The organism is Roseiarcus fermentans, from assembly GCF_003315135.1.
GTDB classification, from domain to species: Bacteria; Pseudomonadota; Alphaproteobacteria; order Rhizobiales; family Beijerinckiaceae; genus Roseiarcus; species Roseiarcus fermentans.
In genome coordinates this window covers 1-15,834 of the sequence record NZ_QNRK01000054.1, presented here as the reverse complement: position 1 = coordinate 15,834, position 15,834 = coordinate 1, and the positions used below count along the sequence as shown (strand labels likewise).

At 61.8% G+C, this 15,834-nt stretch carries 14 protein-coding genes and 2 pseudogenes; 2 read left to right on the top strand and 14 right to left on the bottom strand.

What is annotated here, in order from left to right; genetic code table 11:
- Nucleotides 1-83: 83 nt before the first annotated feature.
- From DFR50_RS29530 to DFR50_RS29515, 4 genes are all read right to left on the bottom strand, one after another.
- Entirely contained in the window at nucleotides 84-1,172 is a 1,089-nt protein-coding gene (locus tag DFR50_RS29530; protein ID WP_245428225.1) for a cupin domain-containing protein, read from the bottom strand.
- On the bottom strand, nucleotides 1,169-1,816 hold the full coding sequence (maiA, locus tag DFR50_RS29525) for a maleylacetoacetate isomerase (protein WP_113893662.1): 648 nt from the start codon (nucleotides 1,814-1,816) through the stop codon (nucleotides 1,169-1,171). Before maiA ends, DFR50_RS29530 begins: the two co-directional genes overlap by 4 nt.
- A 29-nt stretch (nucleotides 1,817-1,845) precedes the next feature.
- Nucleotides 1,846-3,123 carry a fumarylacetoacetate hydrolase family protein gene (locus tag DFR50_RS33225; RefSeq protein ID WP_245428223.1) on the bottom strand — a complete coding sequence of 426 codons (1,278 nt, stop codon included), beginning with the start codon at nucleotides 3,121-3,123 and terminating at the stop codon, nucleotides 1,846-1,848.
- A gap of 158 nt (nucleotides 3,124-3,281) precedes the next feature.
- Entirely contained in the window at nucleotides 3,282-3,530 is a 249-nt protein-coding gene (locus DFR50_RS29515; protein ID WP_113893626.1) for a YfhL family 4Fe-4S dicluster ferredoxin, read from the bottom strand.
- A gap of 107 nt (nucleotides 3,531-3,637) precedes the next feature.
- Here DFR50_RS29515 and DFR50_RS29510 point away from each other — a divergent pair.
- A pseudogene (locus DFR50_RS29510) lies at nucleotides 3,638-3,799 on the top strand (acyl-CoA dehydrogenase); the annotation flags it as partial.
- 14 nt (nucleotides 3,800-3,813) lie between these two features.
- Here DFR50_RS29510 and DFR50_RS29505 read toward each other — a convergent pair.
- The 9 genes from DFR50_RS29505 to DFR50_RS29465 form a co-directional block, all read right to left on the bottom strand.
- On the bottom strand, nucleotides 3,814-4,860 hold the full coding sequence (locus tag DFR50_RS29505; RefSeq protein ID WP_113893624.1) for a branched-chain amino acid ABC transporter permease: 1,047 nt from the start codon (nucleotides 4,858-4,860) through the stop codon (nucleotides 3,814-3,816).
- Entirely contained in the window at nucleotides 4,857-5,705 is an 849-nt protein-coding gene (locus DFR50_RS29500; protein ID WP_113893658.1) for a branched-chain amino acid ABC transporter permease, read from the bottom strand. Before DFR50_RS29500 ends, DFR50_RS29505 begins: the two co-directional genes overlap by 4 nt.
- A 35-nt stretch (nucleotides 5,706-5,740) precedes the next feature.
- On the bottom strand, nucleotides 5,741-6,439 hold the full coding sequence (locus DFR50_RS29495) for an ABC transporter ATP-binding protein (RefSeq protein WP_113893622.1): 699 nt from the start codon (nucleotides 6,437-6,439) through the stop codon (nucleotides 5,741-5,743).
- The gene (locus DFR50_RS29490; protein ID WP_113893620.1) at nucleotides 6,436-7,161 is read right to left on the bottom strand and encodes an ABC transporter ATP-binding protein; all 726 of its coding nucleotides are present in this window, start codon (nucleotides 7,159-7,161) and stop codon (nucleotides 6,436-6,438) included. Before DFR50_RS29490 ends, DFR50_RS29495 begins: the two co-directional genes overlap by 4 nt.
- An 81-nt stretch (nucleotides 7,162-7,242) precedes the next feature.
- Nucleotides 7,243-8,517 carry an ABC transporter substrate-binding protein gene (locus DFR50_RS29485; protein WP_113893618.1) on the bottom strand — a complete coding sequence of 425 codons (1,275 nt, stop codon included), beginning with the start codon at nucleotides 8,515-8,517 and terminating at the stop codon, nucleotides 7,243-7,245.
- 44 nt (nucleotides 8,518-8,561) lie between these two features.
- Nucleotides 8,562-9,350, bottom strand: a complete 789-nt coding sequence (locus tag DFR50_RS29480; protein ID WP_113893616.1) for an inositol monophosphatase family protein — start codon at nucleotides 9,348-9,350, stop codon at nucleotides 8,562-8,564.
- A 5-nt stretch (nucleotides 9,351-9,355) separates the two neighbouring features.
- Nucleotides 9,356-11,047 (bottom strand): PEP-utilizing enzyme, encoded by a 1,692-nt coding sequence (locus tag DFR50_RS29475; RefSeq protein WP_113893614.1) that lies wholly within the window; start codon nucleotides 11,045-11,047, stop codon nucleotides 9,356-9,358.
- Nucleotides 11,048-11,164: 117 nt separating this feature from the next.
- Nucleotides 11,165-12,199, bottom strand: a complete 1,035-nt coding sequence (locus DFR50_RS29470; protein ID WP_113893613.1) for an amidohydrolase family protein — start codon at nucleotides 12,197-12,199, stop codon at nucleotides 11,165-11,167.
- A 27-nt stretch (nucleotides 12,200-12,226) separates the two neighbouring features.
- The gene (locus DFR50_RS29465) at nucleotides 12,227-13,198 is read right to left on the bottom strand and encodes a PEP/pyruvate-binding domain-containing protein (protein WP_113893611.1); all 972 of its coding nucleotides are present in this window, start codon (nucleotides 13,196-13,198) and stop codon (nucleotides 12,227-12,229) included.
- Nucleotides 13,199-13,824: 626 nt separating this feature from the next.
- Here DFR50_RS29465 and DFR50_RS29460 point away from each other — a divergent pair.
- Nucleotides 13,825-14,655: pseudogene (locus tag DFR50_RS29460) on the top strand (IS256 family transposase); the annotation flags it as partial.
- Between the two features lie 85 nt (nucleotides 14,656-14,740).
- On the opposite strand, the gene DFR50_RS29455 reads toward DFR50_RS29460, so the two are convergent.
- Complete coding sequence (locus tag DFR50_RS29455; RefSeq protein WP_210209078.1) at nucleotides 14,741-15,655, bottom strand: hypothetical protein; 915 nt, start codon at nucleotides 15,653-15,655, stop codon at nucleotides 14,741-14,743.
- Nucleotides 15,656-15,834 lie beyond the last annotated feature (179 nt).

Genomic DNA, 15,834 nt, shown 5'->3' with positions numbered 1-15,834 from the left:
CCTCACCGAGCCCGGCGAGCGCCAGAGCAATCTGCTCCGCGGTCAAGAGGAGGACAAAGGGCCAAAAATCCCGTTCCCAGTTCTCAACCGAACATCTCGTAGAACCCGAGCTTCCGCTGCATCGGCGCATCGTCCACAACGAACAGGAAAGCGGGATGTTTCGAGGACGCGTTGTCAAGCTTGACCTCGGCGTGCGTCGGCACGGCGACAGTGTCGAACGCGTCGAAGCGCAATTCGACACTGTCGATGGCCGCCGAGCCGGAACCCGACACCACATTGATGATTGAAGAGGCGGAATGGCGGGGCAGACGCAGCGTCTCTCCAGGCCGCAGAAGCAGGGCGGAAAATCCCAGAATCGGCATGCACTCGTGCCCCGTCTCCGGATTGACGTACGCCAAGCGAACGGCCTCGCCGACCGGCGTCACCGTCGCGAGATCGGCCAGGGCCTGACGGACCTCCTGCCAGGGAAAGCGGACCAGCGGATAATCGGCGCGCGTCCGCGTCGTCGCCGACCACGGAATAAGCCCCGACCGGCGATAGCGCGTCTGCGATGCGTCAGGTTCGTTGCGCGGCTGCTGCGATGGCCCCTCCAGAGCGTAAGAGGCTTCAAGCCCATAGACGACCGGAAGATCAAGCACGTCCATCCAGATCACCGGCCCGCTCCCCGTGTGCCCATGCTCGTGCCAGAGGAGGGACGGCGTCAGGATCAAGTCGCCAGGCTCCATCGGGAGCTTCTCGCCTTCAACCATCGTGAAGCCGCCTTTCCCCTCGATGACGAAGCGAACCGCGGAGGGCGCATGCCGATGGTTCGGGGCCACCTCGCCGGGCAAGATGAGTTGCATGCCTACGTAGATCGATGGCGTCGCCTGCATGTTCTCGAGCCCGAGGCCCGGGTTCGCCAGGACGAGCACGCGCCGTTCGGCTTTCTCGATCGGCGTCAGGCGGCCGGCCTCCAGCAACTGCGGGCGGATGTCCTCATAGCGCCACAGCATAGGGCGTGTCCGGCGGCTCGGCTTGTTGTGGGGCAGGGCGGCGCGCAGATTGGGCCACAGCGGGACGAGATTGCGGGCGGTCAGGCCGTTGCGATATTCGAGCGGCAGATCTTCGAGCGTGCCTAGCGCGGTCATCTTACGTTTGCTCCGGTTCGATGCTGGCGAGATTGCGGTTATCAAGGTTCTGCGTCTGGTTGCAGCTCCGGCCGCGCTCGTTGAAAAGCGGGAATGTCGAGGCAAAGCGCTTCGACCGCCAGCAGCCGGCTGAAGCGCCCGAGATCGACGCCAAAGCGTCGGGCGCTTGAGAGTTGCGGGACGAGGCAGATCTCGGCGAGGCCCGGACGATCGTCGAAAAGAAACGCGCCGCGCGGAACGGAGCGCTCTGCGACGATTTCCAGAGCCGTCAGGCCGTCCTCGCACCAATGTCGGCACCAGGCCTCGGTCTCCGCCTGCCCCTGACCCAGATGCTCGCGAAGGTAATTGAGAACTCGCAGGTTGTTCAACGGATGGATGTCGGCGGCGATCGCCAGCGCAAAGCTCGTGACCTCGGCTCGCAGCCCGGAGTCGCCGGGAATTAGAGGAGGATCGGGGATCTCGCGGTCCAGCCATTCGATGATGGCGAGCGACTGTGTAAGAACCTGTCCATCGACGTCGAGCGCCGGAACCAGCCCCTGTGGATTCACGGCGCGAAATTGTTCGCGATGCTGTTCGCCCCCACCCCGACGCAGATGGACCGGGATGAATTCCGGCGCCACACCCTTGAGGTTCAGCGCGATCCGGCAGCGATAGGACGCGGTCGAACGGAAGTAGCCGTAGAAGCGCATCGGCGATGGCGGCGACAAATTTTGCGGCGTCATGACTGCGACTCGCCGATCCGCAGCCTCACATTCCGCAGCCCTTCGACCCCGCCTTCCAGCTCATCGCCGGCGACGACCGGACCGACGCCCGCCGGCGTCCCGGTGAATATGAGGTCGCCGGGCGCAAGATGGTAGAACCCCGACAGATGAGCGACGATCTCGTCGATTCCCCAGACGAGATCGGAAAGTCGCGCTTCCTGCTTCGAGACGTCGTTGACTCTCAGCCAGATTCTCTGACCCGCGATAGCGCCGAAGTTCGGTTTTGGCACGATTTCCGCGACGACGGCTGACTGCTCGAAGTCCTTGCCAAGATCCCACGGACGCCCTTTGGCGCGCGCGTCGAGCTGGAGATCTCGGCGGGTCATGTCGAGGCCGCAGGCGTAGCCAAACACGAGGTTGTGCGCGTCCGTGCGTGCGAGCCGGAAGCCGGCGGCGCCGATCGCGACGACCAGCTCCATTTCGTAGTGATAGTTCGTCGTCCCTGGCGGGTAGGCGACCGTCGCGCCGGACGCGACCAGCGCGCCGGGATGTTTGAGAAAATAGAATGGGGCTACGCGGTCGATCTCGACTCCCATTTCCCTGGCGTGATCCGCGTAGTTGCGACCCACGCAGAAGATCCGGTTGCAGGCAAATCGACGGGCCTCGCCTTGGACCGGGATCGCTCGGATCGGCGTCGGCGGAAAGATCAGTTCATCGGTCACGATGTCGCTCCAGCAATATCTTTGCGGTCGGCTCCAAACGGCGACGCGGACGCGTTCGACCCCCCTAGCGCGGTCGATCAAGATTGCGCCATGGCGGCCCCGCGGGGCGCGGATGCTGGCGTGTCGCCGCCGAGCAGCGAACGCGTCGGACGCTCGAAGTCGAGGTCGATATCGTCGGGGACGAGCGCCCCCTTCTCGTGCGCGTCGACCGGCGGGTTGATCGTCGGAGGCGGGGCATTTGTAAGCCATCATCGCGAGACATTCATGCAGCCGAATCCGACCGCTCACCGTTTCGGGCGTGATCTTTCGGGCGATTGCGCCGGACCGCCAGCAACTCGTCCCTCGTGAGAGAATGCAACCCGCGCGCGAAACCGTAGGAAGCTTGCAAGACTCGTGGCCCGCAAAGGGCGGCCCGGCCATCTGGACGTCGTTCTGCCGCAGCGCGCTGACAAAGGGATCGTCGCCGAGCAACATGTCACCCAGCCGCACGGGAAACTTCGCCGGGGCGGATTTGCCTCGAACACCGAACGGAAAGCGAGTTCCGTCCGGCCGATCTCGAAGGCGATCTGACATTCCTGACTCATTCGAAGCGCCTCGGCCTTGACGACGATCATCGCAGGACCATCGCCGCGCGACGGTAAGATCGCAGATGGCGAGGCCAATGTCTGGGCCAGCGACGATGTCCCGCCTTCGAGGCTCAATGGGATTGATCATCATTCCCACATTCCCATTCAGGCGTGCAGGGCTTGGTACTTGGCCTGCAACTGGTCGCGGGTCTCATTGAAGTCCGGATTGGCGACGATGGCATCGGCGGGGCACATCACCCGGCACTGCGGCTCGTCATGTTCGCTGCCGACGCATTCGGTGCAGCGCAGCGCGTCGATCGTGTAGATCGGATTGCCGGACGCGATCGCTTGGTTCGGGCAGGCCGGCTTGCATGCATCGCAGGCGGTGCAATCTTCGTTGATCATCAGGGCCATTTCATTCTCCTTCCGCCGAAGTGTCGCACGATGAGTCCGCGATCCAATCAAGCGGATCGCACGAAAATCCCCCAAGCAACGGACGCCGCCGCCAGCGACAACATCGCCGGACAGCATGCGACATGATGAGCGACAACGGCATCAGCGACGAGTTCGGCGTCGCCCGCGACCTCGTCAACCTCAAGGTGGTGAACACCTACGGGGGCACCCACGACATCCACGCCCTCATTCTCGGCCGCGCGACCACCGGCATCCCGGCGTTCGGGTGAAGTGAAGGAAAACACTACTCGGTCAGGTAACGCGGGCTTGGAGGCATCTCGGCAAACCCCGACCGTAGGCTATTAACGCGTATCCGACGCCGTGTCGGAAAGACATGGAAATTGAAGCGGCCGGCCACCCAGCCCCAAATCCCCCGTCGAGCCTTCAGCATCACCACAACCGCGACGCTGCCGAGAATGACAAGATACCAAGGGCCGAAATCTGCGAGCATAGCGCGCAAAAAGAAAAATACGGCTGTGCCGACAATCGGTCCCTCCACTGTCCCGATGCCGCCGATCACGACGATAAAGATCATCAAGACCGTCCAATCCATAGAAAACGCCGCATCGGGAGACACACGCAACTTGGTAAGATAAATGAGCGCCCCAGCCATTCCCAAGCCGAGCGCCGATGCAACGTAGATAAGCAACTTCGTTCGTCCGACCCTGACGCCGAGACTTTCAGACGCAGGCACACTGTCGCGGACGGCAGTCATCGCCAACCCTAGACGCGACCGCAAAATCAAATAGACGCCGATCGTCAGGCCGACTCCGAGCCCAAGGGCGATCCAATAGGTCGTCGCCTCCCGTTGCCAGCCTGGGATAGACATCAGGGCGCTGGTGAGGCTCTTTCCGGAACCGCCGCCGATTGCAGGCACGTTGTCGAGAGCGAGACGGAACACGTCCGCCACCACCCATGTGCCGATCGCAAAATAGGGACCCTGCAAGCGAAACACGACGGCCGCGATCGGGACCGCGAACAATGCCGAGACTACGCCCGCAACGGGAATACAGAGAAAAGGCGATATCCCGGCGTCCAGCGACAAGATCAGAAGGGTGTACCCGCCGATGCCAATGAAGACCTGCTGACCGACCGAAATCAGGCCCCCGTAGCCGGCCAGCAGATTCCACATCTGGGCAATAGCGACGAGATAGGCAAATTCGGCGATGCTCCTCAAGTCGCTGTCATCGGCCCACCACGGCGCCAAAATCAGCACGGCCAGGAGAGCTGCCGCGGCGATCCAGACACCATGCTGCAGCCGCGACGCATTCTCCAGCTCGAGCAAGCTCATGAGCGCCTCGCGCGAGCGAAAAGACCTTGCGGTCGCACCAACAGGATTGCCAGGAAAACAAAATGACCGGCGAGGATGCCGGAACCCGAATTGTACCGGAAGCCGATCGACTGGGCGACCCCGAGCAGCATCGCTCCCGCCAGCGTCCCCCACAACGAGCCCATTCCGCCGACGATGATCGCCTCGAACGCGACCAGAAGCTTGCTCGGCCCCAGCGTCGGGACAAAGGTTGTGCGCAGCGCGAGAAACGATCCCGCGATGGCGGAAATCGCAAGAGCGAGCGCGGTCGCGACCGCATAGAGATGGCGATTGTCAATGCCCATCAACTGGGCGACCGTCTGATTGTCCGACGTCGCGCGAAACGCGCGCCCGAGCCCAGTAAAGGCGAACAGCAATTCGAGGCCGGCGACCACCGCCACAGCTGACGCGAAGATGATGAGCGGCAGCACGCCGACCGCCAGGCCGCCGCCAAGACCGATGCTGGCGGTCTGGACTGCGTCGGCATGAATGCCCATGGGATCTGCCGAGAACACCGCCAGGAGAAGATTTTGTATGATGACCGACAGCCCGAACGTGACCAATAACGGCGGCAGGATGTCGTCACCCAAAACGGGATTGAGCAAGACCCGTTGCAGCACGTAGCCGAACGCCGCCAGCGACGGGACAACCACGATCATGGCGACGAACGGATTGACAGCGAGCGTTTCGACGACCACCAGAGTTACATAGGCGGCCAGAACAATGATATCGCCGTGAGCGATATTGACCATGCGCATGATCCCGAAGCTCAGCGACAAGCCAATGGCGAACAATGCGTACATGCCGCCGAGCAACAGGCCTTGCATCACGGGATCGACGACTGCGAACAAGGACACGACGGCTACCTCCCAAAATAGGCGGCAGTGATGTCGGCGCGACTGAATTGCTTTGGCGGCCCCGCCAGGGTCACCTTGCCTTCCTGAAGGCAGGTCACCGTGTCGGCCATGGCGATCGCGCGACCGATGTCCTGCTCTACGACCAGGATCGTTGTCCCCTCCGCCAGGATGGCGGGAAACGCGCAGTAGATGGACTTGATGACGATCGGCGCCAGACCCAACGAGACTTCGTCGCAAAGCAGCAGCCGTGGATTCGACATGAGCGCTCGACCGATCGCGACCATCTGCTGCTGCCCGCCCGACAGCAATTCCACGGGCGCGCGGCGGCGCTGCAGGAGCGCCGGAAAAAGATCGTAAACCCGCTGCAGCGTCCACGGGCCTCGACGCTTGGCGTGGGCGCCGACCAGCAGGTTCTCCTCGACCGAAAGGCTGGGGAACAGACAGCGCCCTTCCGGAACCATCGCGACGCCCAGCGCGACGATCGCGTGGGGCGGAGTGCCGGCGATCGGCCGGCCGGCGAACTTGATGCTGTCGTCGGGCGCTTTCAGGAGGCCGGTGATGGCGCGCAACAAGGTGGTCTTGCCGGCTCCGTTGGCGCCGATCATCGCCATCGCCTGACCCTCGTCGATATCGAGATCGATATCGAAGAGGACCTTGAAGTCCCCGTAGCCGACGGAGAGTCGGCGCACCGAGCAAAGGCTCATGGCTCTTCGATCCCGAGATACACTTCCTGCACTTCCGCATTGGCCATCACGGCGGCGGGCGCGCCCTCGGCGAGCAGGCGCCCGACGTGCATGGCGATCAACCGATCGACGACCGAAATCAGCGCGTGGACGATGTGCTCGATCCAAAGAATGGCGACCCCAGTCGCGCGAATGGCCGTGACGATGCGGATCAGTTGATGCACCTCTTCGTCCGTGAGGCCTCCGGCAATCTCGTCGAGCAGCAGGAGCCGGGGCTCTGTCGCGAGCGCCCGAGCAAGTTCGAGCCGCTTGCGATCCAGCAGGCCAAGGCTGCCTGCAAGCTGGTTTGCCTTGGCCAGGAGCCCGAGGCGATCGAGAATGTCGATGCAGCGTCGCTTGGCGTCGACGCCTTCGCGTCCGCCGCCGAACGTCGCCCCTACGAGCGTATTCTCGTACACCGAGATGCCCGAGAAGGGCCGCGGTATCTGGTGGGAGCGACCGATGCCAGCGCGGCAGCGATCTGGAGGACGCAGCTTCGTGATGTTGCGATAGCCGAATATTATCCGGCCGCTGGTCGGCTGAATTGAGCCGGCGATCATGTTGAACAGGGTTGTCTTGCCGGCGCCGTTGGGACCAATGATGCCGACCGCCTCACCTTCGGCCACTGTCAGGTTGATATCGTCCGCGACAATCACCGAGCCAAATTGCTTACAGACCTGTTCGACGGTGAGTATCGTCGGCAAGAGCAGGCCTCCTTCCTTCGGCTGAAATGTCCCCTCCGCGCGGAGGCGCTGCGAGGGGACGCGATGCCTATGGCCAACGAGCTAGATTGGCTCGAGTTGACCCCCGATCGGGATATTCTTCGCCTGGGAATTCTCGACGATGCAGAGGTCGAACTTGTGCTTGCTCCCTTGACGCCACTGTCCGCCGACCAGCGGCGTCTTGGCGACATTCTTCACCGGGCCGCTTCCCCAGGCGATAGGGCCGACGATCGTGTCCAGCTTGGTGCCGGCGATGGCGTCGCGAATGGATGCCTGACTATCCAGCTTCTGAGTTCGCGCCATGACGTTGGCGGCGAGTTCGAACAACGCGTGAGCGAAGCCGATCGGCTGCGTCCATTGCTTGCCGGTCGTGCTTTCATAGCTGGCCGCGAGGTCTCCCGCGGACTGGTGCGTAAGCGAGGATGAAAACGGATGATTGGGTGTCCACCAAACTTCATTCGACACGCCGCGGCCGGAATCCCCTAGCGCCTCCACGGCGACAGGAAAAAGCAAGGCCTTGCCGACCGTCGCGACCTTCGGTTTGAAACCTTGCTGCATCGCCTGCCGCCAGAACACTGCAAAATCGGGCGGGATCGGAACGCCTGTGACGATTTCAACGTTTCCTTTCTTGAACTCGGCGATTTGCGCGGAATAGTCCTCGGTGAGATTCTGATATCGGCCGGGATCGACGACGCTGAAATTCTTGGCGGCAAGGGCGGGCGGAAAGCCGATTTTTGCATCCCCCCACGCATTTCCATCGCCGTCGTTGGGCCAAATGCCGCCAACGACCTTGTTTGTCGGAAGTGAGCCCCACATCGTTGTGAAAACCGCGATAATATCCTCCAACCCCCAGAAGAAGTGGTACGTCCACTCGAAGCCCACGTCCGGCTTTCCGCCGCGAGTGAAGAACCACGGCTGCCAGGGCGCCACTGTCGAAATGCAGGGCGTGTGGTTCAACTCGCACTGGTCCGACACCGGATTTGTGGTTTCCGGCGTCGAAGCCACCAGCATCAAGTCGATCTTGTCCTTTGCAATCAGCTCCGCAGCGACTTCGGCGGCCCGGTTGGGATTGGACTGGCTGTCCTTGACGATGATCTCCAGGGGATGCTTTGCGCCGCCGACGTCGATGCCGCCGGCGAATGTCTTTCGCGCCGCGTTGATGACGAAATCGTCGGCTTCCGCGAACGCGGCGAGCGGTCCGGTTCGGGGCGTGACGTAGCCGATCTTGACGGTCCGCGGCGCGGCGATGGCGCCGCCCCAAGACAGAGCGGACGCCGCCGCGAAAGCTCCGCCGGCATAGAGGATGCGTCGGCGGCTGATCGTGTGAGATCCTGTCATTTCTATTCCTCCCGTTTTCTTTCTTGTCACGCCCTTATGTTCAGCTAACCGATGAAGTGGAGCCTTTCGCGCAACGCCGCGACCATTTCGGCGCCGCCGGCGAAAACCGGTTCGGGAACCGGACGCCGGCCTCGAAGTTCGCCCAATTCGACCGGCCGTCCCGAGCCGTAGACGAGCACGCCGCCGACGCGCTCGAGCAGCAGCGACGGCAGGGCGAGATCCCAAAGATTGATGACCGGGTCGAAAAAGAATGCTTTGACGGCGCCTTTGGCGAGCAGGCAAAGTTGGTAGATCGGGGCGCCCAGGCAATAGACGCGACCTGGAAAATCGATCTCGAACGAGCGGTGATGGTTGGTTGGGCCCAAGATGAAAGTGTTTGGTTTCAACTCCACCGAATAGTCAGGGCGCAACGGCCGGTCGCCGCACCAGGCCGGCCCTTCGGCATCGGCCCAGAACAGTTCTCCCGTGATCGGATTAAACGCCGCTCCCGCGACGGCGTTGTTTCCGTCCATCAAACAGACTGCCGGCGTCCAGAGTGGAATTCCGGCGGCAAAGGCGCGGCTGCCGTCGAGAGCATCGACCACCCAATAGCGCGTCTCGCCGTCTCCCGGCGGCTTGGTTTCCTCGGTCTCCTCACCCAGATACCCATAGGTCGGAGCGAGCCGGGTGAGCGACAGCCGCAGGAAGGACTCGACCGCGTTGTCCGCTTCGGTGACGACGCTCTGGTCCGCCTTCAGTCCTTTGTGGACTTTGCCCGAATAGAGAAGCGCAAGTTGACCGGCTTCGCGAACAGCACCCTTGATGTCTTCAATCATCGTGAGGGACATGACCATGGGCCTCAATTCGCCCGTCTCTCCACTTCGACGGTTCCCGCGGCGCCATCGATGCGAATGAGATCTCCATTCTTTATCGAAGTGGTGGCGTTCCAGGTGCCCACAACCGCGGGAATGGCGTACTCGCGCGCGGCGATTGCGGCATGGGTGAGCATGCCGCCGGTATCGGTGACCACACCAGCGATCTTGAGGAACAGAGGCGTCCAGGCGGTGCCCGTATAGGGGCAGACGAGGATGTCGCCCGACTGAACGGTGGCGAAGTCTTCAAAGCTCATGACGACCCGCGCTGGACCTTTGACAACGCCAGGAGCAGCAGCGAAGCCTTCCAACCGACTCGCGATCACCTTCTCGCCCTTGGGATGGAGCACCTCATCAATGATGCCAAAGACCTTGATTGCGATGGGATCGGTCATCGTCTGCGGCACGTTGCCGACGGTAAGGGGCGCGTCCAGGGAACTCACGCTTTCCCACTGCACCTTCCGTTCGGCGATGAGCGACGGCAACAAGGCACCGTGGTGGTAGATTCCGATCTTCTGGTCGCGCGCGAGATCGCCGAGCACTTCCGAAAGTTCTGCGTATGTCAGGAAGTAGACATCGTCCGCGTCGGCAAGCAGGCCGAAGCGCGCCAATCGTCGGCCGCATGCGGCCAACACATCATGGAGCGCCGCCGTCGAACCCTGGTCGATATAGAAGCCGTGGTCTTCCTGATAGGCGTATATCTTTTGCGCCACCGGCAACATTCGCAGGAAGGTCTTGTGATCCTCTCCGCTCAGGGAGGCGCCAAATGCGGCGACCGCTTCTTCACGGCGGGCGAAGACGTGATTGCGCTGCGCGGTAAAATCCCAGCCGTCGTCGATGCGCCGAAAGTAACTGCGGATGGTCTCGAACACCGGCGTCGGATCTTCGCGCCAGGTGTGAAATATGACGTCGAGATGGGCCGCGTTGATGCGGTTGCCATAGGTGACCAGGAAGGCGTCGAAGCGGGCGAGCCAATCGCGACCTTCGGGAATTTCCGACAGCAGGCTCCGCGCCGATGCAGGCGTGGCCGAGAGCAAGATCCGATCGAGCTTGGCCGCCTTGGCCGCCTTGGCCAATTCCCATAGCTCTTCGTCGGTGCGGGCGGGCATGCCGTCGAAGCCCACCAGCAGCGCCACCATGCCATTTTCATCAAGTCCATGGCTTTTGCAAAAGGCTTCGAATTCGAGATAGAGGGCGTCGGCCGGATACATCAGGATGAAGTGAATTTCCCAATTTCGGCGATTGATTTCTTCGGCGCGCAGCAGGTGCTCGTAAAGATGGCGGTTGGTGAGACGGTCAGCATCGACAGCATGCAACGTGGCCAAAAGCGAGCTGACCTCTTCGATATACCCAGAGTAAAAACTGTCCCAATTCTCGGTGCAGTACTCAAGAAGCTGTTTGAATTTCTTCGCGCGTTCGGCGACTTCCGCTTTGTCGTCGATAAGGGTGAAGCCAAGATAGACTCGCCCCTTGTGGAGTTTGACGAGGGCGCCCTTTGACGGCGGAAGCGAGGTCTGCTCCGCCGCAACATGGTAGCCCCAGGAATGGTGCTTCTGGACCGTCGTCATGCCCATCGGTGAAATCGGGCTCGGCTGGTGCAAGTCGTCCCTGAACCAGAAAATGCCGCCGTCGTGATCGGGGCGCAATGTGCGCAAGGCGCTGATGCTTCGATCGATCATGGGACTACCCGGTCTGGCGTTGCTTTCGTCGAAGTCGGCCGCTTGTTCCGCGCCAACGGGAAAGGCAGAGGAGCAGAGGAACGGAGTGAAATCCCTCCTCTGCAGCCCTGGAATTGCTCAGCTGGACTTGCCCGGCATGGGCGGCAGGTTGAACAATTTTTCCGCGTTCTTGCCGAGGATGAGGTCGATCTGGTCCCGCGAGAGCTTGGCCTGGTCCCCGAGGTCGAGGATCGACTTGATCGCGCCTTCGGGATCGCCCACCCGATGCGCATAGTCGGTGCCGATCATCATGTGTTCAGCGCCAACCCACTCCAGGCAACACTTCATTGCCGGTAGATAGAACGACGTCGTATCCGGATAGACCTGCCGCTTATAGATGTCGTCCGGGTATTCATCGAGTTCCAGCCCCCACTCCTTGGAGTATCCTTTCCAGCTGTCTCGCAGACGACGCACGAGGTAGGGGGCCATGCCGCCGAGGTGGGCGTGGATCACCTTGAGGTTCTTGTGCCGCGAGAACACACCGTGGAAGATCAAGCTGATCACCGCCATGGTGGTGTCGAACGTGTAGCCGTACAACTGGTACGGGATCTTCATCTTGTCGAGAATCGACGCGGTGAGCGGCACCGTCGGATGCATGAGGATCGGCAAGTTGTGTTCCGCCGCCATCTGGAAGATCGGCTCGAACTGGGGCTCGTGCATGGGGGTGCCCTGCACGTTGGAGAACATCTGAATGCCACGAACCTTCAGATCCTTGATGCAGCGTTCGAGCTCCTTGAGGGATTCGTCGACGTCCTGATAGGCAAGCGCCGCATAGGCGTACAAGCGATGCGGATATTTCTGCACGGCCTCGGCGTGCGCATCGTTGATGCGCTTCATCCAATAGACGCCTTCGGCCCGTTCCAAGAGCTCAGGGCCCGGAACAGTTTTCGACATGATCTGTGTGTCCATTCCCGCCTTGTCCAGGTCAACGATGCGCGCGGCCATGTCGTAATGACCGGCGCGGTCGATATGGGCAACGATGACGTCGTTGCATTTCATAACGTAGGAGTGAGGACCGGTCTGCTTGGCGGTCACCGCGCCCGGCCGGCCGACTAGGTGTTGCAGGTAATCCCAAGGATAATAGTGGTTGTGAACGTCAACAGTCCGGTACATCGGTTAGACCTCTCGGTTGGTTGCTTCTCAGTTGCTCAACTCTCGAACTTTTCGCGCCTGAAGAATGAAGAGCTGCGGTCCTTGGTAGGCCCACTCGATATCGACGCAGAATCCGTAATGGTCCTCGATCGTCTTGCCGACCGCGCCGAGTTCGGCGAGTTGAACGTCGGACAAAGTCGGCAAAGTCGAACGCTCGTTCGGTACCGGCACCTCGATGCGACCGCCGCCGCGCCCGCCATCCATGACGAACATCAGCGTCTTGTTGGCGATCTTCTTCTTGCGGATCTCGAGAGATGCCTTGTCGAGGACGAAGTAGTCGTTCATCGATCGCCCGGAGACGACCGATTCGCCCAATCCCCAGTTGGACTCGATGATGACTTCTCCCTTGTCTTTGGTCACCGGATTGGCGGTGAACAGGACGCCGGCTGTTTCAGGACTGACCATCAGCTGGATAATCGGTGCAATAATTCCCTGATCGTGAGAGATACCCTTGTGATGCCGTAAGTAAGCGGCGCGTGACGACCACAGCGACGCCCAGCATTGCAGGACCTTGGCGATGACCTCTTCCTCGCCACGCACGTAGTGGTACGTGTCCATCATCCCGGGGAAGGAGGATATACCCGAGTCGCGGACAGCCACTGACGACCGCACTGCGACATAGCAATTGTCTTGCGTGACCAGTTCCCGGTATCGTTCGCCTATTTCATCGCTCAGAGACCTTGGAATAGCGGCATTGGCGATCATCTCGCGAATGACGCCGGTGCTCTTCTCGACGGCTCCGAAGTCCTCGAAATTCAGGTTGGCGGCGATCTCGGCTATGGGCGCATGGAGATCGTTGGACGCAAGAGTTTCATCGAGCGCTTCAGCGAGGATGCAGAAGCCTGGCGGAACCGTCGCCCCCATGCGAAGCAACTTGCCCAGGCTGGCGGCTTTGCCGCCGCACCGCTCGACATCATGGTCTTGCAAGTCGCGCAATGACAGCACGTTGTTTGCCGCCATGGATTGCCTCCCTCGCTGTTCGTCTCCTCCAGCCGCCGCGAGCGTGTTCAGCGGCTTTTCGCGCCGATTTCCTTTTTCTCGCGCGTCGTTAGAGGCATTGAAATCAACCCGGTCTTTAGCCCTCCTTTAGGGGCTTCCGACCAAAGCTCAATTGAGCCGCAATTGAGCCGCCCTGGGTTTGGCGGAGGGCCGAATTGCCGAAATGACCCAGGCCCGTTTTCATCTGCAATGGCGCGCCGCCCGCCGCCGCCTGGATCCCCACAACGATGAATTTGCTCCCAGGGTTCGCATCCCGGGGCGCTAGCTCCGACGGTATAATTGCGACGTGAAGGACCCCTTCCGCCGCGGGTTGTAGTGGAGCGGCCGATGCGTAAGATCGGGGCCTATGCGATCCGCGCGGCAATCCCGTGAGGACGAGGGTGCCGGACAGGGGCGACGTCATGCTGGAACGGTCCGTCATCGCGGCCCGATCTTCAGAATCGCGCGCGGGAACCTGGCACTCCGCCGGGGTGATCTTGCTGTCGGCGGTCCATAGGTCACCAATCGTTTCCCGGCGCGTGGTGTAGGAACGGAGCCATCGCCTATCCCCGGCGGAGCCGGGTGGTCATGCGGCCACAGCGGGCAGGATGACCCCGGACGCGGATTTCCTGCGCCGAATGATCGGCTTCGCAGCCCAGCGGCTCATGGAGCTGGACATCGAGAGCCGCACGGGAGCGGCGCACGGCGAACGCTCGTCCGATCGCCTTGTTCAACGCAACGGCTGCCGCGTCCGCGACCGGGAGACGCGGGGCGGCAGGGTGGAGCTGCGCATCCCCAAGCTGCGCAAGAGCAGCTACTTCCCGGGCTTTCTCGAGCCGCGGCGTATGGCCGAGAAGGCCATCGCGGCGCTCGTGCAGGAGGACTACGTGCACGGCGTCTCGACCCGATCGGTCGACGATCTCGTGCGCGCGCTCGGCATGGACGGGATCTCCAGAAGCGAGGTCAGCCGCCTGTGCGAGGAGATCGACGAGAAGGTCAAACCCTTCCTCGGCCGCCCCATCGAAGGCGACCGGCCCTACGTTTGGCTGGACGCCACCTACGTGAAGGTGCGGCGGGGCGGACGCATCGTCTCGACCGCGATCGTCATCGCCATCGGCGTCAACGGCGATGGCCGGCGCGAGGTGCTCGGCCTCGACATCTGCCCCTCGGAGCCGCCGCCGCCAAGGTTCTCGGCGCCGCCTGGCAACGCTGCCGCGTCCACTTCATGCGCAACGCGCTCGCCCACGCCAACAAGAACGGCCGCCGCGTCGTCTCCGCCTTTATCGCCACCGCCTTCGCCCAGACGACGCCCGATGGCGCCAGAAAACGGTGGGCGCAACGTCGCCGATCAGTTGCGCGCCAAGCTGCCCAAGCTCGCAGCCCTCCTCGACGAGGCCGAGGTCGACCTGCTCGCCTTCATGGATTTCCCCAGGGAGCATTAGGACAAGATCAGTCAGAGGCCGATAGTGTGGGCTGCCACAAGTGCACTATCGGATCTCGGGGGCCAGAGCCTCGGCAATGCGGTTACTCCGCGGGCTCCATCGTCAGCTCGGACTCCATTGTCTCGTCGTCGGTCTCCGCATCGGCACCGACGCCGACGCCGGACTCGGTGTCACGGCGAATCTTCTGTCCGGTCGCGTCCTCGATGAGGCGCAGGAGGCGCGTCTGACGGTCTTGCATGAAAAGCTCGAAGGCGTCGGCTCGAAGGAGATCAGGTTCGATGAGATGGGAGCGGAGGTGGCTATCCAGCACGGCCTGATCGATAGCTGGAGATTCAGCCCCGCCCGCCTCCATCTTCGCTAGATAGGCGGACGGTGCCGCGCCGCCGATAATACGGTTGGTTCGATACGCAAGCGGCGTCTTGTTGATGATCGAGTCGAACACCTCCGGCTTGAGGTCTTGCTTCAGGCACCATTCCTTCGGGAAGATATGGTGGATATCGACGGCTTCTCCGAAGAAGATTGTGTGATCGAACTTCTGCCCGGATCGCCAGTCGATGGCCCCGACGCTCATCAGCAGGGCGTTGACGCCCTTGTAGGCCGCGGACAGCCGCATCCGCATTGTTTTCAGGCGGTCGGGACGGAATGTCGACTCTTGAATTGTTGTCGGTAGTTCGCCACCGCGAATCCAAGGGGGGACCTCAAGGAAGTCACGTCCAATTCGGCTCTCGACCGTCGAGCCGTAGAGTTCGCCAAAGACCCCGTTCCAGTACCAGCGAACGAGTTTGGCATGGTTCGTCTCATGCTCGCAGGCGTCGCCGAGGTCTGCCAAAATCGCGGCCAGTGGGACGACTTGCGACTGATAGCGCAGATCAAAGACCCGGAAGATGTGGAGGCGGTGCAGAAACTTCGCCGCTCGGACGAACCCGGCTTCGACGAGGCTTTCGTACTTCTTGTAGGCGTCCAGCGGCAGATTGAGGATCGCTGCCCGGTTCGGCACAACGGGGGGCAATTCCTTGGCTTGCTTGCCCTCTGCTTCAGCCTGCCGTCGGCGGTCGCGGTTGTGGAACAGCGAGACAGCCTGTGTCAGGCTCCGTCTTGAGCTGAGAACTCAGACGCAATGAAATCAGTTGCTTAAGTGCATCCATGATATTTGAGAATATCCATTTAATTTGATAA